The following is a 13,828-nucleotide window of genomic DNA, read 5'->3' as shown; positions in this document are numbered from 1 at the left end:
TTTGAAGATCACCAGTAAATACACGCTCTTGGTGTTTCTTTGTGGCATCTTGCGCCTATCTTGCGGTGGCGTTGCGGAACACAACTCGGAGCATGCATTGACAAAAAAGAACCGCGAGCCCGTTCGGGCCCGCGGTTCTTTTTTCACGCGTATTTGGGGGCGTGAGCCCGGCGGTGTTACGCCTTGTCAGACTCTTCGGCGGGAGCCGCTACAGCTTCTTCCGCTGCAGCCTCTGCGGCCTCGCCCTCTTCGGACGACTCCGCACCAGCGTCAGCTGCGGACTCTTCGACGGGTGCTTCTTCTACCGCTGCCTCTTCGGCGACGGGAGCAGCAGCATCCTTCTTAGCGCCATCCTTCTTGGAGACAGCAGAGGCCTTCTTCGTAACGGGCTCGAGAACCAGTTCGATGACTGCCATAGGTGCGTTGTCACCCTTTCGGTTTCCGACCTTCGTGATGCGGGTGTAGCCACCCTCACGCTCGGCAACCAACGGTGCGATTTCGGTGAAAAGAGTGTGAACCACTTCTTTGTCACCGATGACCGAGAGAACACGGCGGCGAGCGTGAAGATCGCCGCGCTTAGCGAACGTGATCAGACGCTCGGCAAGCGGACGAAGGCGCTTTGCCTTGGTCTCAGTGGTCTTGATGGACTTGTGCGTGTAGAGGGCAGCCGCGAGGTTCGCAAGCAGCAGACGCTCGTGTGCGGGGCCGCCTCCAAGGCGGGGACCCTTCGTGGGCTTAGGCATGTCTCAAATACTCCAGAGTGAAAAGTCGGTCGGTGTTCGGCCCGAAGGTCAAACGTTCTCTTCGTCGTAACCGCCGAAGAACTGAGCGCCGTCGAAACCGGGCACCGAATCCTTGAGCGACAGTCCGAGCGAGATGAGCTTGTCGCGCACCTCGTCGACCGACTTCTGACCGAAGTTGCGGATGTTCATCAGCTGCGTCTCAGAGAGGGCAACCAGTTCGGAGACTGTGTTGATGCCCTCGCGCTTGAGGCAGTTGTAAGAGCGAACCGAAAGGTCGAGGTCCTCAATGGGCATCGACAGTTCGTTCGTGTGCACAGTCTCAACCGGCGGCGGGCCGATCTCGATACCCTCGGCCTCAACGTTCAGCTCGCGAGCGAGACCGAAAAGTTCGGTGAGAGTGCGACCGGCAGAGGCGACGGCATCACGGGGAGCCATCGACGACTTCGACTCAACATCGAGGATGAGCTTGTCGAAGTCGGTACGCTCACCGGCACGCGTTGCGTCAACGCGGTAGCTGACTTTGAGCACGGGCGAGTAGATCGAGTCGATCGGAACCTGACCGGCCTCGGCGTACTCGTTGCGGTTCTGCGTTGCCGAAACGTAGCCGCGGCCACGCTCGATCGTGAGCTCGAGCTCAAAACGCGCTGTGTCATTCAGAGTTGCGATGACGAGCTCGGGGTTGTGCACCTCGACACCGGCGGGAGCCGAAATGTCTGCGGCGGTAACTTCGCCCGCACCGGTCTTGCGCAGGTACGCAGTGATCGGTTCGTCGCGCTCGCTCGAAACAACAAGCTGCTTGATGTTCAGAATGATTTCGGTGACATCTTCTTTCACACCGGGGATCGTGCTGAACTCGTGCAGCACGCCGTCGATGCGGATGCTGGTTACTGCAGCCCCCGGGATGGAAGAGAGAAGGCTGCGACGCAGCGCGTTACCGATCGTGTACCCGAAACCGGGCTCCAGCGGCTCGATGATGAATCGGCTACGGAATTCGCCGATCTTCTCCTCGGTGAGGGTGGGACGCTGTGCGATGAGCACTATGTGTTCCTTTCGTGCGACATGTCCGCTATATGACACGTGCAGTGGGTGAGATATGGAGTTGTTTTAAGACACACGGATGCCGGGGCACCAAAGAGGGTGCCCCGGCTCCGAGAAGTCAGACGCGGCGGCGCTTGGGGGGACGGCAGCCGTTGTGGGCCTGAGGAGTCACGTCCTGAATCGAACCGACCTCAAGACCCGCAGTCGTCAGCGAACGAATTGCGGTCTCGCGACCTGAACCCGGTCCCTTAACGAAAACGTCGACCTTTTTGACACCGTGCTCAGCTGCCTGGCGAGCTGCCGATTCGGCGGCCATACCAGCGGCATACGGTGTCGACTTACGCGAGCCCTTGAAGCCGACGCCGCCGGACGATGCCCAGCTGATGACGGCACCGGAGGGGTCGGTGATCGAAACGATTGTGTTGTTGAACGTCGACTTGATGTGGGCGTGGCCCAGCGCGATGTTCTTCTTTTCCTTGCGGCGCGGCTTGCGCGCGGCAGTTTTGGCCTGTGCCATTGCTTTGATCTCCTAGAATCCTGGGGCGCTGGCGAGGCCTAGCGCGCCTTCTTCTTGCCGGCGACGGTGCGCTTGGGGCCCTTGCGGGTACGCGCGTTGGTCTTGGTGCGCTGACCGCGCACCGGAAGGCCGCGGCGGTGACGCACGCCTTCGTAGGAGCCGATCTCAACCTTGCGGCGGATGTCGGCGGCAACCTCACGGCGAAGGTCACCCTCCACCTTGTAGGTGCCTTCGATGTGATCGCGAAGCACGACGAGCTGCTCGTCGGTGAGATCCTTCACGCGGATGCTCTCGTCGATCTCAGTAGCTTTCAAGATTTCGACGGAACGGGTACGGCCAACGCCGTAGATGTATGTCAGGGCGATGACCACGCGCTTATCGCGCGGGATGTCGACGCCAGCAAGACGTGCCATGCGACTCTCCTAGGAGTATGTGGAGGTGTGGAGCAGAATCGGTGCCCGGGCCTCCGCCCGAGGTGTCCCCCCTCATTTCCAGTGATGGCTTTCCAGTAATGGATAGCCGGCAATGGCGAGAGGTTCTGATGCTGCCGGTGAGATGTGTATTCAGTTGTGAGAGAGACTGCCGCGTTGCCGCGACATCCGTCTTAGCCCTGGCGCTGCTTGTGGCGAGGGTTCGCCTTGCAGATAACCATGACGCGGCCGTGACGACGGATCACTTTGCAGTGATCGCAGATGGGCCGAACGGAGGGCTTAACCTTCATGATGTTCCTATTCGCTGTCTTCGTGCCGCCTGGTGAGGGCAGCCGTTACTTCTCGACCGGTTTAGCGGTAGCGGTAAACGATGCGACCACGCGTGAGGTCGTAGGGCGAAAGCTCTACCACCACGCGGTCTTCGGGAATGATACGGATGTAGTTCTGCCGCATCTTTCCTGAGATCGTTGCCAGCACCTTGTGTCCGTTGCTGAGCTCTACGCGAAACATCGCATTGGGCAGCGCCTCGGATATTGTGCCCTCGATCTCGATGACACCGTCTTTTTTCGCCATATCCTCGCTCGCGCTTGGTGCAGACCGGTCGATCTGCGTTGGGTAAGGGTTGTGTGGTGCTACGACACGCCAATAAAGGCACAACGCACCAAAGAACGATCATACGTGATAAAACCAAGCTCGGCAACACGATGACGCCCGCGACGTCGCTCACGAGCGGCGTCGCTCACAGCGTTAGCTGCTCAGGTTTGCGAGGATATCCGTCTGCGGGTCGTACGTGATCGAGATGATCTCGTCGTTCACTACCAGCGTGGGGGTTCCTGTCGCGCCGTCAGGCAACGACTGCGACTGCGCGTAGTTCGTGTATTCGCCCGAGGTAATCGCGTCTTCGAGATCACTCGTGACGTTAACGCCGGCATCTCTCGCGAGCTGAATGATCTGCTCGTCGCTCAGCCCATCGGAGTTCTCGGCAGGCTGGTTGGCGTACATTGCTTCAAGGAATGCGTAAGCATTGTCGGGGTCGGCAGCAGCTACTGCGTACATGGCTGCAGCTGAGCGGCTGGAATACTCGGTGCCGTTCGAGAGTCGATCAAGAATAGAGACCGGGTGCACGTTGAGCGTAATGTCGCCGGACTCGATGAGCCCCTGAATCGTGTCACCCTCACTCTGCTCGAACTGGTTGCAGTAGGGGCACATGAAGTCGATGTAGGTGTCGACCACATCGGGGCCGTCACCGAACACAATCGCTCCAGTTTCGGAGTTCACATTGGATGCCTCGGGAGCCACTCCCGGGTCGCTCGCAGCGCTGTTCATCCATACGACGAGCGCTGTCACCCCAGCTAGGACAACGACCACCGCGATGGTGACGCCAATGACGAACGTGTTGACTTTACGTGCAGCTGCGGCCACGAAAACTTTCCTATCGAATCTCTTGCGGAATCACACCGAAAGGCGCGAGCCCCGCTTTGCCTCCGTCGGGCGCTGTGAGCACCCATATACCGTCATCATGCACGGCGACGCTATGTTCCCAGTGTGAACCAGCTGAACCGTCGACGGTCGATACCGTCCAGTCATCCTCTTCGATGAATGTTTCTTCAGAGCCCGCGACGACCATCGGCTCGATTGCAAGAACAAGTCCGGGCTTAATCTCGGCGCCCGGATCACTCACCCGATAGTTGAAAACAGAGGGCGATTCGTGCATTTTGCGGCCGATGCCGTGACCGACGTAGTCACGAAGAATCCCGTAGTCATGACCTGACGCTTCGATGTAGCCCTGAATTGCCGCGCCAATCTCGCCAATATGTGACGCATCTGCGAGCGACGCGATCCCCGCCCAAAGCGAGCCTTCGGTCACGCGCGAAAGCTCTTCACGCTCAGCGACGACGTCTGGTTGAGACTCGTCCGGCACTACGACGGTGAACGCAGAATCACCATTCCAGCCGCGCAACTCCGCTCCGGCGTCCACCGACACGATGTCCCCGGGTCGCAGAACGCGTCCACCGGGAATCCCGTGAACTACCTGCTCATTCACAGAGACGCAGATCGTGTGCCGGTAGCCACGCACCATCTGGAAGTTAGATTTTGCGCCTGCGGACGTGATCACAGCGGATGCCGCAGCATCCAGCTCCAAGGTCGTCACCCCGGGAGCGATCAATGCGCGGACAGCATCGAGCGCGGCAGCTGTGATGAGACCCGGCTCGCGCATTGCACGAAGCTGAGCTGGTGACTTATATATCGAACGACGAAGCACGACAGTTCTTGCCGTTCAGCGCACTGCTTCGGCGGAAAGGCCACGAGCCTGAAGCGCCGAAACTACGCGAGCAGTGATGCCATCCAGCGTGCCAACGCCGTCGATAGTGTCGACGATGCCGCGTTCGCGGTAGACGTCGAGAATCGGCGCAGTCTCGCGCTCATAGATACGCAGGCGATTAGCGATGACGTCTTCAGTGTCATCGGTGCGCCCCTGCTGCTGTGCCCGAAGCGTCAGTCGCTCTATGCTTTCGTCGCGTGGAACGCTGAGTTCGATCACTGACGTCAGCTTTTCTCCGCGATCGGTGAGAAAGGCATCGAAGTCGCTGACCTGGCCGAGGTTTCTCGGGTAGCCGTCCAGCAGGAATCCTGCTGCGGCATCCGTCTCGCTGAGGCGTTCCCGAACGACAGCGCTCGTGAGCTCATCCGGAACAAGATCGCCGGCTTCGATGATCGCCTGGACCTCAAGCCCGAGTGGCGTCTTGCCTGCGATCGCCGCGCGAAACATGTCGCCCGTCGAAATTGCGGGTACCCCCAGCGCCTCGGCGACGCGCGCACCCTGGGTTCCTTTACCTGAACCCTGGGGACCCACGATTAACAAACGTGCGGCCGGCGCAGTCATCGCAAGAGCCCTTCGTAGTGACGCTGCTGAAGCTGAGCGTCGATCTGCTTCACAGTTTCAAGACCCACACCGACGATGATGAGAATCGACGCGCCACCGAACGGGAAGTTCTGGTTGGCGCCAACAGTCGAAAGCGCGATCAGCGGAATAAGTGCGATCAGACCGAGGTACAACGAGCCAGGAAGCGTGATGCGCGTGAGCACGTAGTCAAGATATTCAGCGGTCGGTCGCCCGGCACGGATGCCTGGGATAAAGCCGCCGTACTTCTTCATGTTGTCGGCAACTTCGACCGGGTTGAACGTGATGGCGACGTAGAAATACGTGAATCCGACGATCAACAAGAAGTAGACAGCCATGTAGATCGGGCTGTCACCCGTCGTGAGGTTTGTCTGTACCCATGTAACCCAACCAGGGATGTTGCCATCAGCGTCGGGTGTGATGTTGAACTGCGCGATCAGCGCCGGGATGTAGAGGAGAGACGACGCAAAGATGACGGGCACAACGCCGGCCATGTTCACCTTGATCGGGATGTACGTATTCGTACCGCCATAGGTGCGGCGTCCCACCATTCGTTTCGCATATTGCACAGGAACTCGACGTTGAGATTGTTCAACGAACACCACCAGCCCCACGACAACGATGCTGACAGCCAGCACGAGCAGGAAGACCTCGAAACCGTTCGCCTCGAAGATCTGCCACATGGCGGAGGGGAAGGAAGCCGCAATCGACGTGAAGATGAGGATCGACATTCCGTTGCCGATTCCCTTCTCGGTGACGAGTTCCGCGAACCACATGATGAGGCCGGTACCGGCGGTCATCGTAATGATCATGAGGAGCTGCGCCCACCACGCGTCGTTGGTGAGAACCTGCGCGCACGAAGCAATATCGGTCGTGCCGAAGAGCTGACCGCTCCGCGCCACCGTAACGAGTGTCGTCGACTGCAAGAGCGCGAGCGCGATCGTCAGGTAGCGGGTGTACTGCGTCAGGCGAGCCTGGCCCGCCTGTCCCTCTTTATAGAGAGTCTCGAAGTGCGGAATAACAACGCGCAAAAGCTGCACGATGATCGTCGCTGTGATGTAGGGCATCACTCCGAGTGCGAAGACGGAAAGCTGCAGCAGCGCTCCGCCAGCAAACAGGTTGACGAGCGACAACAGACCCTCGGCGCCACCGGAATCCGCGAGGCACTCCTGCACATTAGAGAAGTCGACGAACGGCGACGGCACGTGAGCACCGAGACGGTACAGGGCGATGATGCCCAAGGTAAAGGCGATTTTCCGCCGCAGGTCAGGTGTGCGGAAAACCCGCGCGATGGCGCTGAACAAGTGGATTCCTCCAGAACGGGTGTCGATGCCCCACGAGGCGCACCGAGGACAGACTATCCCAGCCGGAAAGACAAGAGGGGCCGGAGGATTACCTCCGACCCCTAAAGTCGATTACTTAACTGTGCCGCCGGCAGCGACAATCTTCTGCTCGGCAGAACCAGAGACCTTATCGACAGTCACGTTGATCGCGACATCGATGTCTCCGGTGCCCAGCACCTTAACTTTTTCGTTCTTGCGAACTGCACCCTTTGCCACGAGGTCACCGATGGTGACGTCGCCGCCTGAGGGATAAAGCTCAGCGAGCTTCTCCAGGTTGACCACCTGGTACTCGACGCGGAACGGGTTCTTGAACCCGCGCAGCTTCGGCGTACGCATGTGGAGCGGCATCTGGCCACCTTCGAAACCGGGGCGCACAGAGTAGCGAGCCTTTGTTCCCTTGGTACCGCGGCCAGCGGTCTTACCCTTCGAGCCCTCACCGCGACCCACACGGGTCTTCGCGGTGTTGGCACCCGGGACGGGGCGAAGGTGGTGTACCTTCAGCACGCCCGGACGGGTGACCGGTGCAGCCTTCGGAGCTGCCGCCTTAGCCGGAGCCTTTTTGGCAGCGGGCTTGCGAGCAGCCTTCGGCTTCTCCGTCGCGACAGCCTTAGCCGTCTCGTCCTTCTTCTCAGCCATTAGTTGATCTCCTCAACCTTTACGAGGTGAGCAACGGTCTTGACATAACCGCGCGTCTGCGCGTCGTCGGGACGGACGACAGAGTCGCCGATCCGCTTCAGACCGAGCGAACGCAGCGTGTCACGCTGGTTCTGCTTCTCGCTCACCTTGGACTTGGTCTGCGTCACCTTCAGACGTTCAGCCATCAGGAACCTACCTTCTGCGCAGCTTCTGCCTCAGCACGGATGAAACGTGCGGGCGCGACCTGGTCGAAGTCAAGTCCACGACGCGCTGCAACCGAGCGTGGCTCTTCGAGCTGCTTGAGGGCCGCAACGGTCGCGTGCACGATGTTGATCGTGTTCGACGAACCAAGCGACTTCGACAGCACATCATGAATACCAGCGCACTCGAGTACGGCGCGGACAGGACCACCGGCGATAACACCGGTACCGGCAGAAGCCGGACGCAGCAGTACAACGCCAGCAGCAGCCTCACCCTGTACCGGGTGGGGAATTGTCGAGCCGACGCGCGGCACACGGAAGAAGTTGCGCTTGGCCTCTTCGACACCCTTAGAGATGGCGAGAGGAACTTCGCGCGCCTTGCCGTAGCCGACGCCCACTACACCGTTGCCGTCACCGACGACCACGAGAGCGGTGAAGCTGAAGCGACGTCCACCCTTCACGACCTTCGACACGCGGTTGATCGTGACAACACGCTCGAGGAACTGGTTGTCACCACGGTCGCGTGAATTACGTTCACGGTTGGGATTGCGCTCCCGGCCACCACGGCGGGGCTCCCGCTCGGTGGTCGTCGCAGCTTCGGTCGTCGCGCCCTCAGCGGGCGCGGTGGCCTCGGCTGACGCGGCGGCCGGAGCCTCGGTCTCGGCGGTCACGTTGTTCTCCTTGTTTTCGCTCACAGGTTCAAACCCCCTTCGCGGGCGCCATCGGCGATAGCCGCGACACGTCCCGCGTAGCGGTTGCCGCCACGGTCGAATACGACGTCAACGACGCCGGCTGCCTTTGCACGCTCTGCAACAAGTTCGCCGACCTTGCGGGCCTTAGCGGTCTTGTCGCCGTCGAGCGCACGAAGATCGGTTTCGAGCGTAGATGCCGATGCAACGGTGTAGCCCTTGGTGTCGTCCACTACCTGCACGAATACGTGACGGGCGGAACGGGTCACGACCAGGCGCGGACGCAGCTCGGAGCCGACAACCTTCTTGCGAAGGCGGGTGTGACGACGCGCGCGGGCGTCGGACTTCGTCTTCACAGCCATGGTTACTTACCAGCCTTTCCGGCCTTGCGCCGTACGACCTCGCCGGCGTAACGCACACCCTTACCCTTGTAGGGTTCGGGCTTGCGAATCTTGCGGATGTTCGCAGCCGCCTCGCCGACGGCCTGCTTGTCGATGCCGCTCACGGTGAGCTTGTTGTTGCCCTCTACCGTGAAGGTGATCCCCGCGGGGGGTTCAACGAGAACCGGGTGCGAGAAGCCGAGGGCGAACTCAACCGAGCCGCCCTTCTGAGCGACACGGTAACCCGTACCAACGACCTCGAGGCCCTTGGTGTAGCCCGTCGTGACACCGACGATGTTGTTGTTGATGAGTGTGCGCGTCAAACCGTGCAACGAACGCGATTCGCGCTCGTCATCGGGACGGGTAACGACGACCTGTCCTTCGTTGACGCTGACTTCGATGGGCATAGCCACCGAAATCGTCAGCTCACCCTTGGGGCCTTTAACGGCCACATCCCGACCCGACACCGAAACCGTGACGCCGGTGGGAATGTCAATGGGAAGACGTCCAATACGTGACATGTCAGATCACCACACGTAGGCGAGAACTTCTCCGCCCACGCCCTTCTGCTCAGCCTGACGGTCAGTGAGAAGACCGGAGGAGGTGGACAGGATGGCAACGCCGAGGCCACCGAGGACGGTGGGGATCTCGGTCGACTTTGCGTACACGCGCAAACCGGGCTTCGACACGCGCTTGATGCCCGCAATCGAACGCTCGCGGTTGGGACCGTACTTAAGCGTGAGGGTCAGCGTCTGACCAACACGAGCGTCGGCAGTCTCCCAACCAGAGATGTAACCCTCCTTCTGGAGAATTTCAGCGATGTGGGTCTTGAGCTTGGAGCTCGGCAGTGACACCGAATCGTGGTGCGCCGAGTTCGCGTTGCGCAGACGGGTCAGCAAGTCTGCGACCGGGTCTGTCATCGTCATATGTTTTGTTTCCTTTGTTCACCAGGTTTCGTACGCCGGTACACGACGGCCGACCTGTGGTGGTGGTGGGCGAAATGCCCAAGAGAAGATCTTACTTGTCGCCCTCGCCGCGGAACGGGAAGCCGAGGTGACGCAGCAATGAGCGGCCCTCGTCATCCGTCGAAGCCGACGTCACGATCGTGATGTCGAATCCGCGAACGCGGTCGATCTTGTCCTGATCGATCTCGTGGAACACTGACTGTTCCTGGAGACCGAACGTGTAGTTGCCATGACCATCGAACTGCTTGGGCGACAAACCGCGGAAGTCGCGGATGCGCGGCAGCGCGAGGTTCACCAGGCGGTCGATGAACTCCCACGCACGGTCACCACGGAGGGTGACATGTGCGCCGATGGGCTGTCCTTCGCGAAGCTTGAACTGCGCGATGGACTTGCGGGCCTTCGTCACAACCGGCTTCTGGCCCGTGATCTTGGTGAGGTCAGCGACAGCACCATCAATCACCTTGCTGTCACGGGCCGCTTCACCGACACCGGTGTTGACGACGACCTTGACGAGGCCAGGAATCTGGTTGACGTTCTTGTAGCCGAACTCGTCCTGGAGTTTCTGAAGAATCTCCGACTTGTACGTCTGCTTGAGGCGAGGCTGGATCTTGCCAGCCTCCGCGGCAGTCACGGTGCTCATATTCAGAGGTCCTTGCCTGACTTCTTAGCGAAGCGCACGCGAACGATGCGCTTGTTGCCATCCTTGACCTGCTCCTCGACGCGACGGCCGACGCGGGTCGGCTTCTTCGTCTCGGGGTCAACGACGGCCACGTTGGAGATGTGGATGGGGGCTTCGAATGTCTCGATGCCGCCGGTCTTGGTACCACGCTGGGTCTGACCCACGCGGGTGTGCTTGGTGACGTAGTTCACGCCTTCGACGATGACGCGGTTGCGCTCGGTAAGGACCTCAAGGACCTTGCCCTGCTTGCCACGGTCGCCGCCGCGCTCGGGCTTGGCGCCCGAGATGACCTGAACTAGGTCGCCCTTCTTAATTTTCGCCATGATCAAATGACCTCCGGGGCCAGCGAGACGATCTTCATGAACTTCTTGTCGCGAAGCTCACGACCGACCGGTCCGAAGATGCGGGTGCCACGAGGCTCCCCGTCGGTCTTCAGGATGACGGCGGCGTTCTCGTCAAACTTGATGTAGGACCCGTCGGAACGACGGGTCTCTTTCACGGTGCGAACGATGACGGCTTTGACAACGTCACCCTTCTTTACGTTTCCGCCAGGAATCGCATCCTTGACCGTTGCGACAATAATGTCGCCCAGGCCTGCGTAACGGCGGTTGGAGCCGCCGAGCACGCGGATGGTCAGCAGCTGCTTTGCACCGGTGTTGTCGGCCACCTTGAGGCGGGACTCAGTCTGAATCACTTCTTACTCCTTGGGTTCCAAGAGGCCGAGGCCTACTTGGCCTTCTCGAGGATCTCGATGAGGCGCCAGCGCTTCGTGGCGCTCAGCGGGCGGGTCTCGTTGATGAGCACCAGGTCGCCAATTCCGGCGGTGTTGCCCTCATCGTGGACCTTGACCTTGGACGTACGGCGGATGACCTTGCCGTACAGGGGGTGCTTTACGCGGTCTTCGACCTCGACAACGATGGTCTTGTCCATCTTGTCGCTCGTGACGTAGCCACGACGCGTCTTGCGGTAACCACGCGCGTTCGCATCGCGAACGTCGTGGTCGCTGCCCGTAGAACCAGCAGCTTCGACCACAGGGGTCTCTTCTGCACTCTTGGTGGCGGGCGCCTTCTTTTGTGCGGTGGCCATTACTCAGCCTCCTCCGTAGCTGCGGCGGTGTCTGAGGTTTCCTCAGACTTCTTCGCCTTGGTCTTCTTTGCCTTGCTCGTGGCCGCAACCGGAGCGGGAGTGGCACGAATGCCGAGCTCGCGCTCGCGGATCACGGTGTAGAGCCGCGCGATGTCGCGCTTGACCGCACGAATGCGACCGTGGCTCTCAAGCTGGCCTGTAGCCGACTGGAAGCGCAGGTTGAACAGCTCTTCCTTGGCTTTACGCAGCTCCTCGACGAGGCGCTGGTCTTCGAACGTGTCGAGCTCGCTCGGAGCGAGCTGCTTGGTTCCGATCGCCATTATGCGTCGCCCCCCTCGCGCTTGATGATGCGTGCCTTAAGCGGCAGCTTGTGAATGGCACGGGTCAGAGCCTCGCGAGCAAGCTGCTCGTCGACTCCGGCGACCTCGAAAAGGACGCGACCCGGCTTGACGTTTGCGACCCACCACTCCGGTGAACCCTTACCAGAACCCATGCGGGTTTCAGCAGGCTTCTTTGTGAGCGGACGGTCGGGATAGATGTTGATCCATACCTTTCCACCACGCTTGATGTGACGCGTCATCGCGATACGAGCTGACTCGATCTGACGGTTTGTCACATATGCGGGGGTGAGGGCCTGGATACCGTAGTCACCGAAGCTGACCTCCGTGCCACCGGTCGCTTGACCGGACCGGCCGGGGTGGTGCTGCTTGCGGAACTTAACTTTACGGGGAATAAGCATTACGCCGATGCTCCTTCTGCGACAGGGGCCTCGTTGCGAGGCGCACGACGCGGACGGTCGCCACGATCACGGGAAGGCTTCTGGTTGGCCTGCTCGCGGGCGAGTTCCTTATTGGTGAGATCGCCCTTGTAGATCCAGACCTTTACGCCGATGCGGCCGAAGGTGGTGCGAGCCTCGTAGAAGCCGTAGTCGATGTTGGCACGAAGGGTGTGCAACGGCACGCGACCCGAACGGTAGAACTCCGAACGGCTCATTTCCGCGCCTCCGAGACGGCCAGAAACCTGGATGCGAACACCCTTGGCGCCGGCGCGCTCTGCACCCTGCATACCCTTACGCATCGCGCGGCGGAAAGCCACACGACCGGTGAGTTGCTCGGCAACACCCTGAGCAACCAACTGAGCGTCAGCCTCGGGGTTCTTGACCTCAAGGATGTTCAGCTGAATCTGCTTGCTGGTGAGCTTTTCGAGGTCGGTACGGATGCGCTCGGCTTCCGCGCCACGGCGACCAATCACGATACCCGGACGGGCAGTGTGGATGTCGACGCGGACGCGGTCACGGGTGCGCTCGATCTCAATGTTGCTTACGCCGGCACGGTCGAGGTTCGACAGCAGGAGCTTGCGAATCTTGATGTCCTCGGCCACGTAGTCGGCGTAACGCTGGCCGGGCTTTGTGGAGTCCGAGAACCAACGTGACACGTGGTCCGTGGTGATACCGAGGCGGAAGCCGTACGGGTTTACTTTCTGTCCCATTACTTGCTCGCCTTCTTCGTCGATGCAGCGGCCACAGTCTCTTCGACCACGGGGGTCGAAAGCAGAACCGTGATGTGGCTCGTGCGCTTCTTGATCTGGAAGGCACGACCCTGGGCGCGGGGACGGAAACGCTTCAGCGTTGTGCCCTCGTCGACGTACGCGTTAGCCACGTACAGGTCCTGCTCGTCCAGGTACTCGTTCGTTTTGTCAGCCGTAACGCGAGCATTCGCGATGGCCGAGGCGACGAGCTTGTAAATCGGCTCACTTGCACCCTGCGGCGCGAACTTCAAGATGGCGAGCGCTTCTTGCGCCTGCTTTCCCTTGATCAACGCGACGACACGACGAGCCTTCTGAGGGGTCACGCGGATGTGCTTCACACGTGCGATGGATTCCACCATTTGTTCTCCTCCTCTGTCCTCTCTAGAGAGCGCCCCGCGTTAGCGGCGGCGACCCTTCTTGTCGTCCTTCACGTGGCCGCGGAAGGTTCGGGTGGGTGCAAATTCGCCCAGTTTGTGACCGACCATGGTCTCGCTCACGAACACAGGAATGTGCTTGCGGCCGTCGTGCACGGCAATTGTGTGGCCAAGCATGGCCGGCACAATCATCGAACGACGTGACCAGGTCTTAATGACATTTTTGGATCCAGCTTCGTTCTGAACGACGACCTTGCGAAGCAGGTGCTCGTCGACGAAGGGGCCCTTTTTGAGACTACGTGGCATCTTCTCTTCCTA

The 13,828-nt window shown here is 60.4% G+C and carries 25 protein-coding genes; all 25 read right to left on the bottom strand.

Annotation, left to right across the window (positions count from 1 at the left end; translation table 11 throughout):
- Window positions 1–176 precede the first annotated feature (176 nt).
- The 25 genes from rplQ to rpsS all read right to left on the bottom strand — a co-directional run bounded on the left by rplQ (window position 177) and on the right by rpsS (window position 13,816).
- Window positions 177–743 (bottom strand): 50S ribosomal protein L17, encoded by a 567-nt coding sequence (rplQ, locus tag FHS06_RS04900; protein WP_167046176.1) that lies wholly within the window; start codon window positions 741–743, stop codon window positions 177–179.
- Between the two features lie 48 nt (window positions 744–791).
- The gene (locus tag FHS06_RS04895; protein WP_165139762.1) at window positions 792–1,781 is read right to left on the bottom strand and encodes a DNA-directed RNA polymerase subunit alpha; all 990 of its coding nucleotides are present in this window, start codon (window positions 1,779–1,781) and stop codon (window positions 792–794) included.
- A gap of 118 nt (window positions 1,782–1,899) precedes the next feature.
- Entirely contained in the window at window positions 1,900–2,298 is a 399-nt protein-coding gene (gene rpsK / locus FHS06_RS04890; protein ID WP_167046173.1) for a 30S ribosomal protein S11, read from the bottom strand.
- Window positions 2,299–2,336: 38 nt separating this feature from the next.
- A complete protein-coding gene (gene rpsM, locus FHS06_RS04885; protein WP_165139768.1) occupies window positions 2,337–2,711 on the bottom strand; it encodes a 30S ribosomal protein S13 in 375 nt (124 codons plus the stop codon).
- 191 nt (window positions 2,712–2,902) lie between these two features.
- Window positions 2,903–3,019, bottom strand: a complete 117-nt coding sequence (gene rpmJ / locus FHS06_RS04880; RefSeq protein ID WP_165139771.1) for a 50S ribosomal protein L36 — start codon at window positions 3,017–3,019, stop codon at window positions 2,903–2,905.
- Between the two features lie 61 nt (window positions 3,020–3,080).
- Complete coding sequence (gene infA, locus FHS06_RS04875; protein ID WP_047544504.1) at window positions 3,081–3,302, bottom strand: translation initiation factor IF-1; 222 nt, start codon at window positions 3,300–3,302, stop codon at window positions 3,081–3,083.
- Window positions 3,303–3,476: 174 nt separating this feature from the next.
- A complete protein-coding gene (locus FHS06_RS04870) occupies window positions 3,477–4,151 on the bottom strand; it encodes a DsbA family protein (RefSeq protein WP_167046169.1) in 675 nt (224 codons plus the stop codon).
- 10 nt (window positions 4,152–4,161) lie between these two features.
- The gene (map, locus tag FHS06_RS04865) at window positions 4,162–4,992 is read right to left on the bottom strand and encodes a type I methionyl aminopeptidase (protein WP_167046166.1); all 831 of its coding nucleotides are present in this window, start codon (window positions 4,990–4,992) and stop codon (window positions 4,162–4,164) included.
- A 15-nt stretch (window positions 4,993–5,007) separates the two neighbouring features.
- On the bottom strand, window positions 5,008–5,613 hold the full coding sequence (locus FHS06_RS04860; protein ID WP_167046163.1) for an adenylate kinase: 606 nt from the start codon (window positions 5,611–5,613) through the stop codon (window positions 5,008–5,010).
- Window positions 5,610–6,935 (bottom strand): preprotein translocase subunit SecY, encoded by a 1,326-nt coding sequence (gene secY, locus FHS06_RS04855; RefSeq protein ID WP_167046160.1) that lies wholly within the window; start codon window positions 6,933–6,935, stop codon window positions 5,610–5,612. Before secY ends, FHS06_RS04860 begins: the two co-directional genes overlap by 4 nt.
- Before the next feature lie 111 nt (window positions 6,936–7,046).
- The gene (gene rplO / locus FHS06_RS04850) at window positions 7,047–7,610 is read right to left on the bottom strand and encodes a 50S ribosomal protein L15 (protein ID WP_167046157.1); all 564 of its coding nucleotides are present in this window, start codon (window positions 7,608–7,610) and stop codon (window positions 7,047–7,049) included.
- Entirely contained in the window at window positions 7,610–7,795 is a 186-nt protein-coding gene (rpmD, locus tag FHS06_RS04845; RefSeq protein ID WP_167046154.1) for a 50S ribosomal protein L30, read from the bottom strand. The genes rplO and rpmD overlap by 1 nt, the downstream gene beginning before the upstream one ends.
- Complete coding sequence (rpsE, locus tag FHS06_RS04840) at window positions 7,795–8,505, bottom strand: 30S ribosomal protein S5 (protein ID WP_167046151.1); 711 nt, start codon at window positions 8,503–8,505, stop codon at window positions 7,795–7,797. The genes rpmD and rpsE overlap by 1 nt, the downstream gene beginning before the upstream one ends.
- Window positions 8,502–8,861, bottom strand: coding sequence for a 50S ribosomal protein L18 (rplR, locus tag FHS06_RS04835; RefSeq protein WP_167046148.1), 360 nt, complete (start codon window positions 8,859–8,861; stop codon window positions 8,502–8,504). Before rplR ends, rpsE begins: the two co-directional genes overlap by 4 nt.
- Window positions 8,862–8,863: 2 nt before the next feature.
- Entirely contained in the window at window positions 8,864–9,400 is a 537-nt protein-coding gene (rplF, locus tag FHS06_RS04830; RefSeq protein ID WP_167046145.1) for a 50S ribosomal protein L6, read from the bottom strand.
- A 6-nt stretch (window positions 9,401–9,406) separates the two neighbouring features.
- Window positions 9,407–9,805 carry a 30S ribosomal protein S8 gene (rpsH, locus tag FHS06_RS04825; RefSeq protein WP_165139794.1) on the bottom strand — a complete coding sequence of 133 codons (399 nt, stop codon included), beginning with the start codon at window positions 9,803–9,805 and terminating at the stop codon, window positions 9,407–9,409.
- Between the two features lie 91 nt (window positions 9,806–9,896).
- On the bottom strand, window positions 9,897–10,484 hold the full coding sequence (rplE, locus tag FHS06_RS04820; RefSeq protein WP_167046142.1) for a 50S ribosomal protein L5: 588 nt from the start codon (window positions 10,482–10,484) through the stop codon (window positions 9,897–9,899).
- A 2-nt stretch (window positions 10,485–10,486) separates the two neighbouring features.
- A complete protein-coding gene (rplX, locus tag FHS06_RS04815) occupies window positions 10,487–10,846 on the bottom strand; it encodes a 50S ribosomal protein L24 (protein ID WP_167046139.1) in 360 nt (119 codons plus the stop codon).
- Window positions 10,847–10,848: 2 nt separating this feature from the next.
- Window positions 10,849–11,217, bottom strand: a complete 369-nt coding sequence (rplN, locus tag FHS06_RS04810) for a 50S ribosomal protein L14 (RefSeq protein ID WP_167046136.1) — start codon at window positions 11,215–11,217, stop codon at window positions 10,849–10,851.
- Between the two features lie 32 nt (window positions 11,218–11,249).
- Entirely contained in the window at window positions 11,250–11,609 is a 360-nt protein-coding gene (rpsQ, locus tag FHS06_RS04805) for a 30S ribosomal protein S17 (protein ID WP_182486526.1), read from the bottom strand.
- A complete protein-coding gene (rpmC, locus tag FHS06_RS14155; protein WP_167046133.1) occupies window positions 11,609–11,929 on the bottom strand; it encodes a 50S ribosomal protein L29 in 321 nt (106 codons plus the stop codon). The genes rpsQ and rpmC overlap by 1 nt, the downstream gene beginning before the upstream one ends.
- Entirely contained in the window at window positions 11,929–12,348 is a 420-nt protein-coding gene (rplP, locus tag FHS06_RS04795; RefSeq protein ID WP_167046130.1) for a 50S ribosomal protein L16, read from the bottom strand. The genes rpmC and rplP overlap by 1 nt, the downstream gene beginning before the upstream one ends.
- Window positions 12,348–13,097, bottom strand: a complete 750-nt coding sequence (gene rpsC, locus FHS06_RS04790) for a 30S ribosomal protein S3 (RefSeq protein WP_167046125.1) — start codon at window positions 13,095–13,097, stop codon at window positions 12,348–12,350. Before rpsC ends, rplP begins: the two co-directional genes overlap by 1 nt.
- Window positions 13,097–13,495, bottom strand: a complete 399-nt coding sequence (rplV, locus tag FHS06_RS04785; protein ID WP_165139808.1) for a 50S ribosomal protein L22 — start codon at window positions 13,493–13,495, stop codon at window positions 13,097–13,099. The genes rpsC and rplV overlap by 1 nt, the downstream gene beginning before the upstream one ends.
- A gap of 39 nt (window positions 13,496–13,534) precedes the next feature.
- On the bottom strand, window positions 13,535–13,816 hold the full coding sequence (gene rpsS, locus FHS06_RS04780) for a 30S ribosomal protein S19 (RefSeq protein ID WP_141929808.1): 282 nt from the start codon (window positions 13,814–13,816) through the stop codon (window positions 13,535–13,537).
- Window positions 13,817–13,828 lie beyond the last annotated feature (12 nt).

This window comes from Microbacterium halimionae (assembly GCF_011761265.1).
Taxonomy (GTDB): domain Bacteria; phylum Actinomycetota; class Actinomycetes; order Actinomycetales; family Microbacteriaceae; genus Microbacterium; species Microbacterium halimionae.
This window is presented reverse-complemented; position numbering and strand designations above follow the sequence as displayed.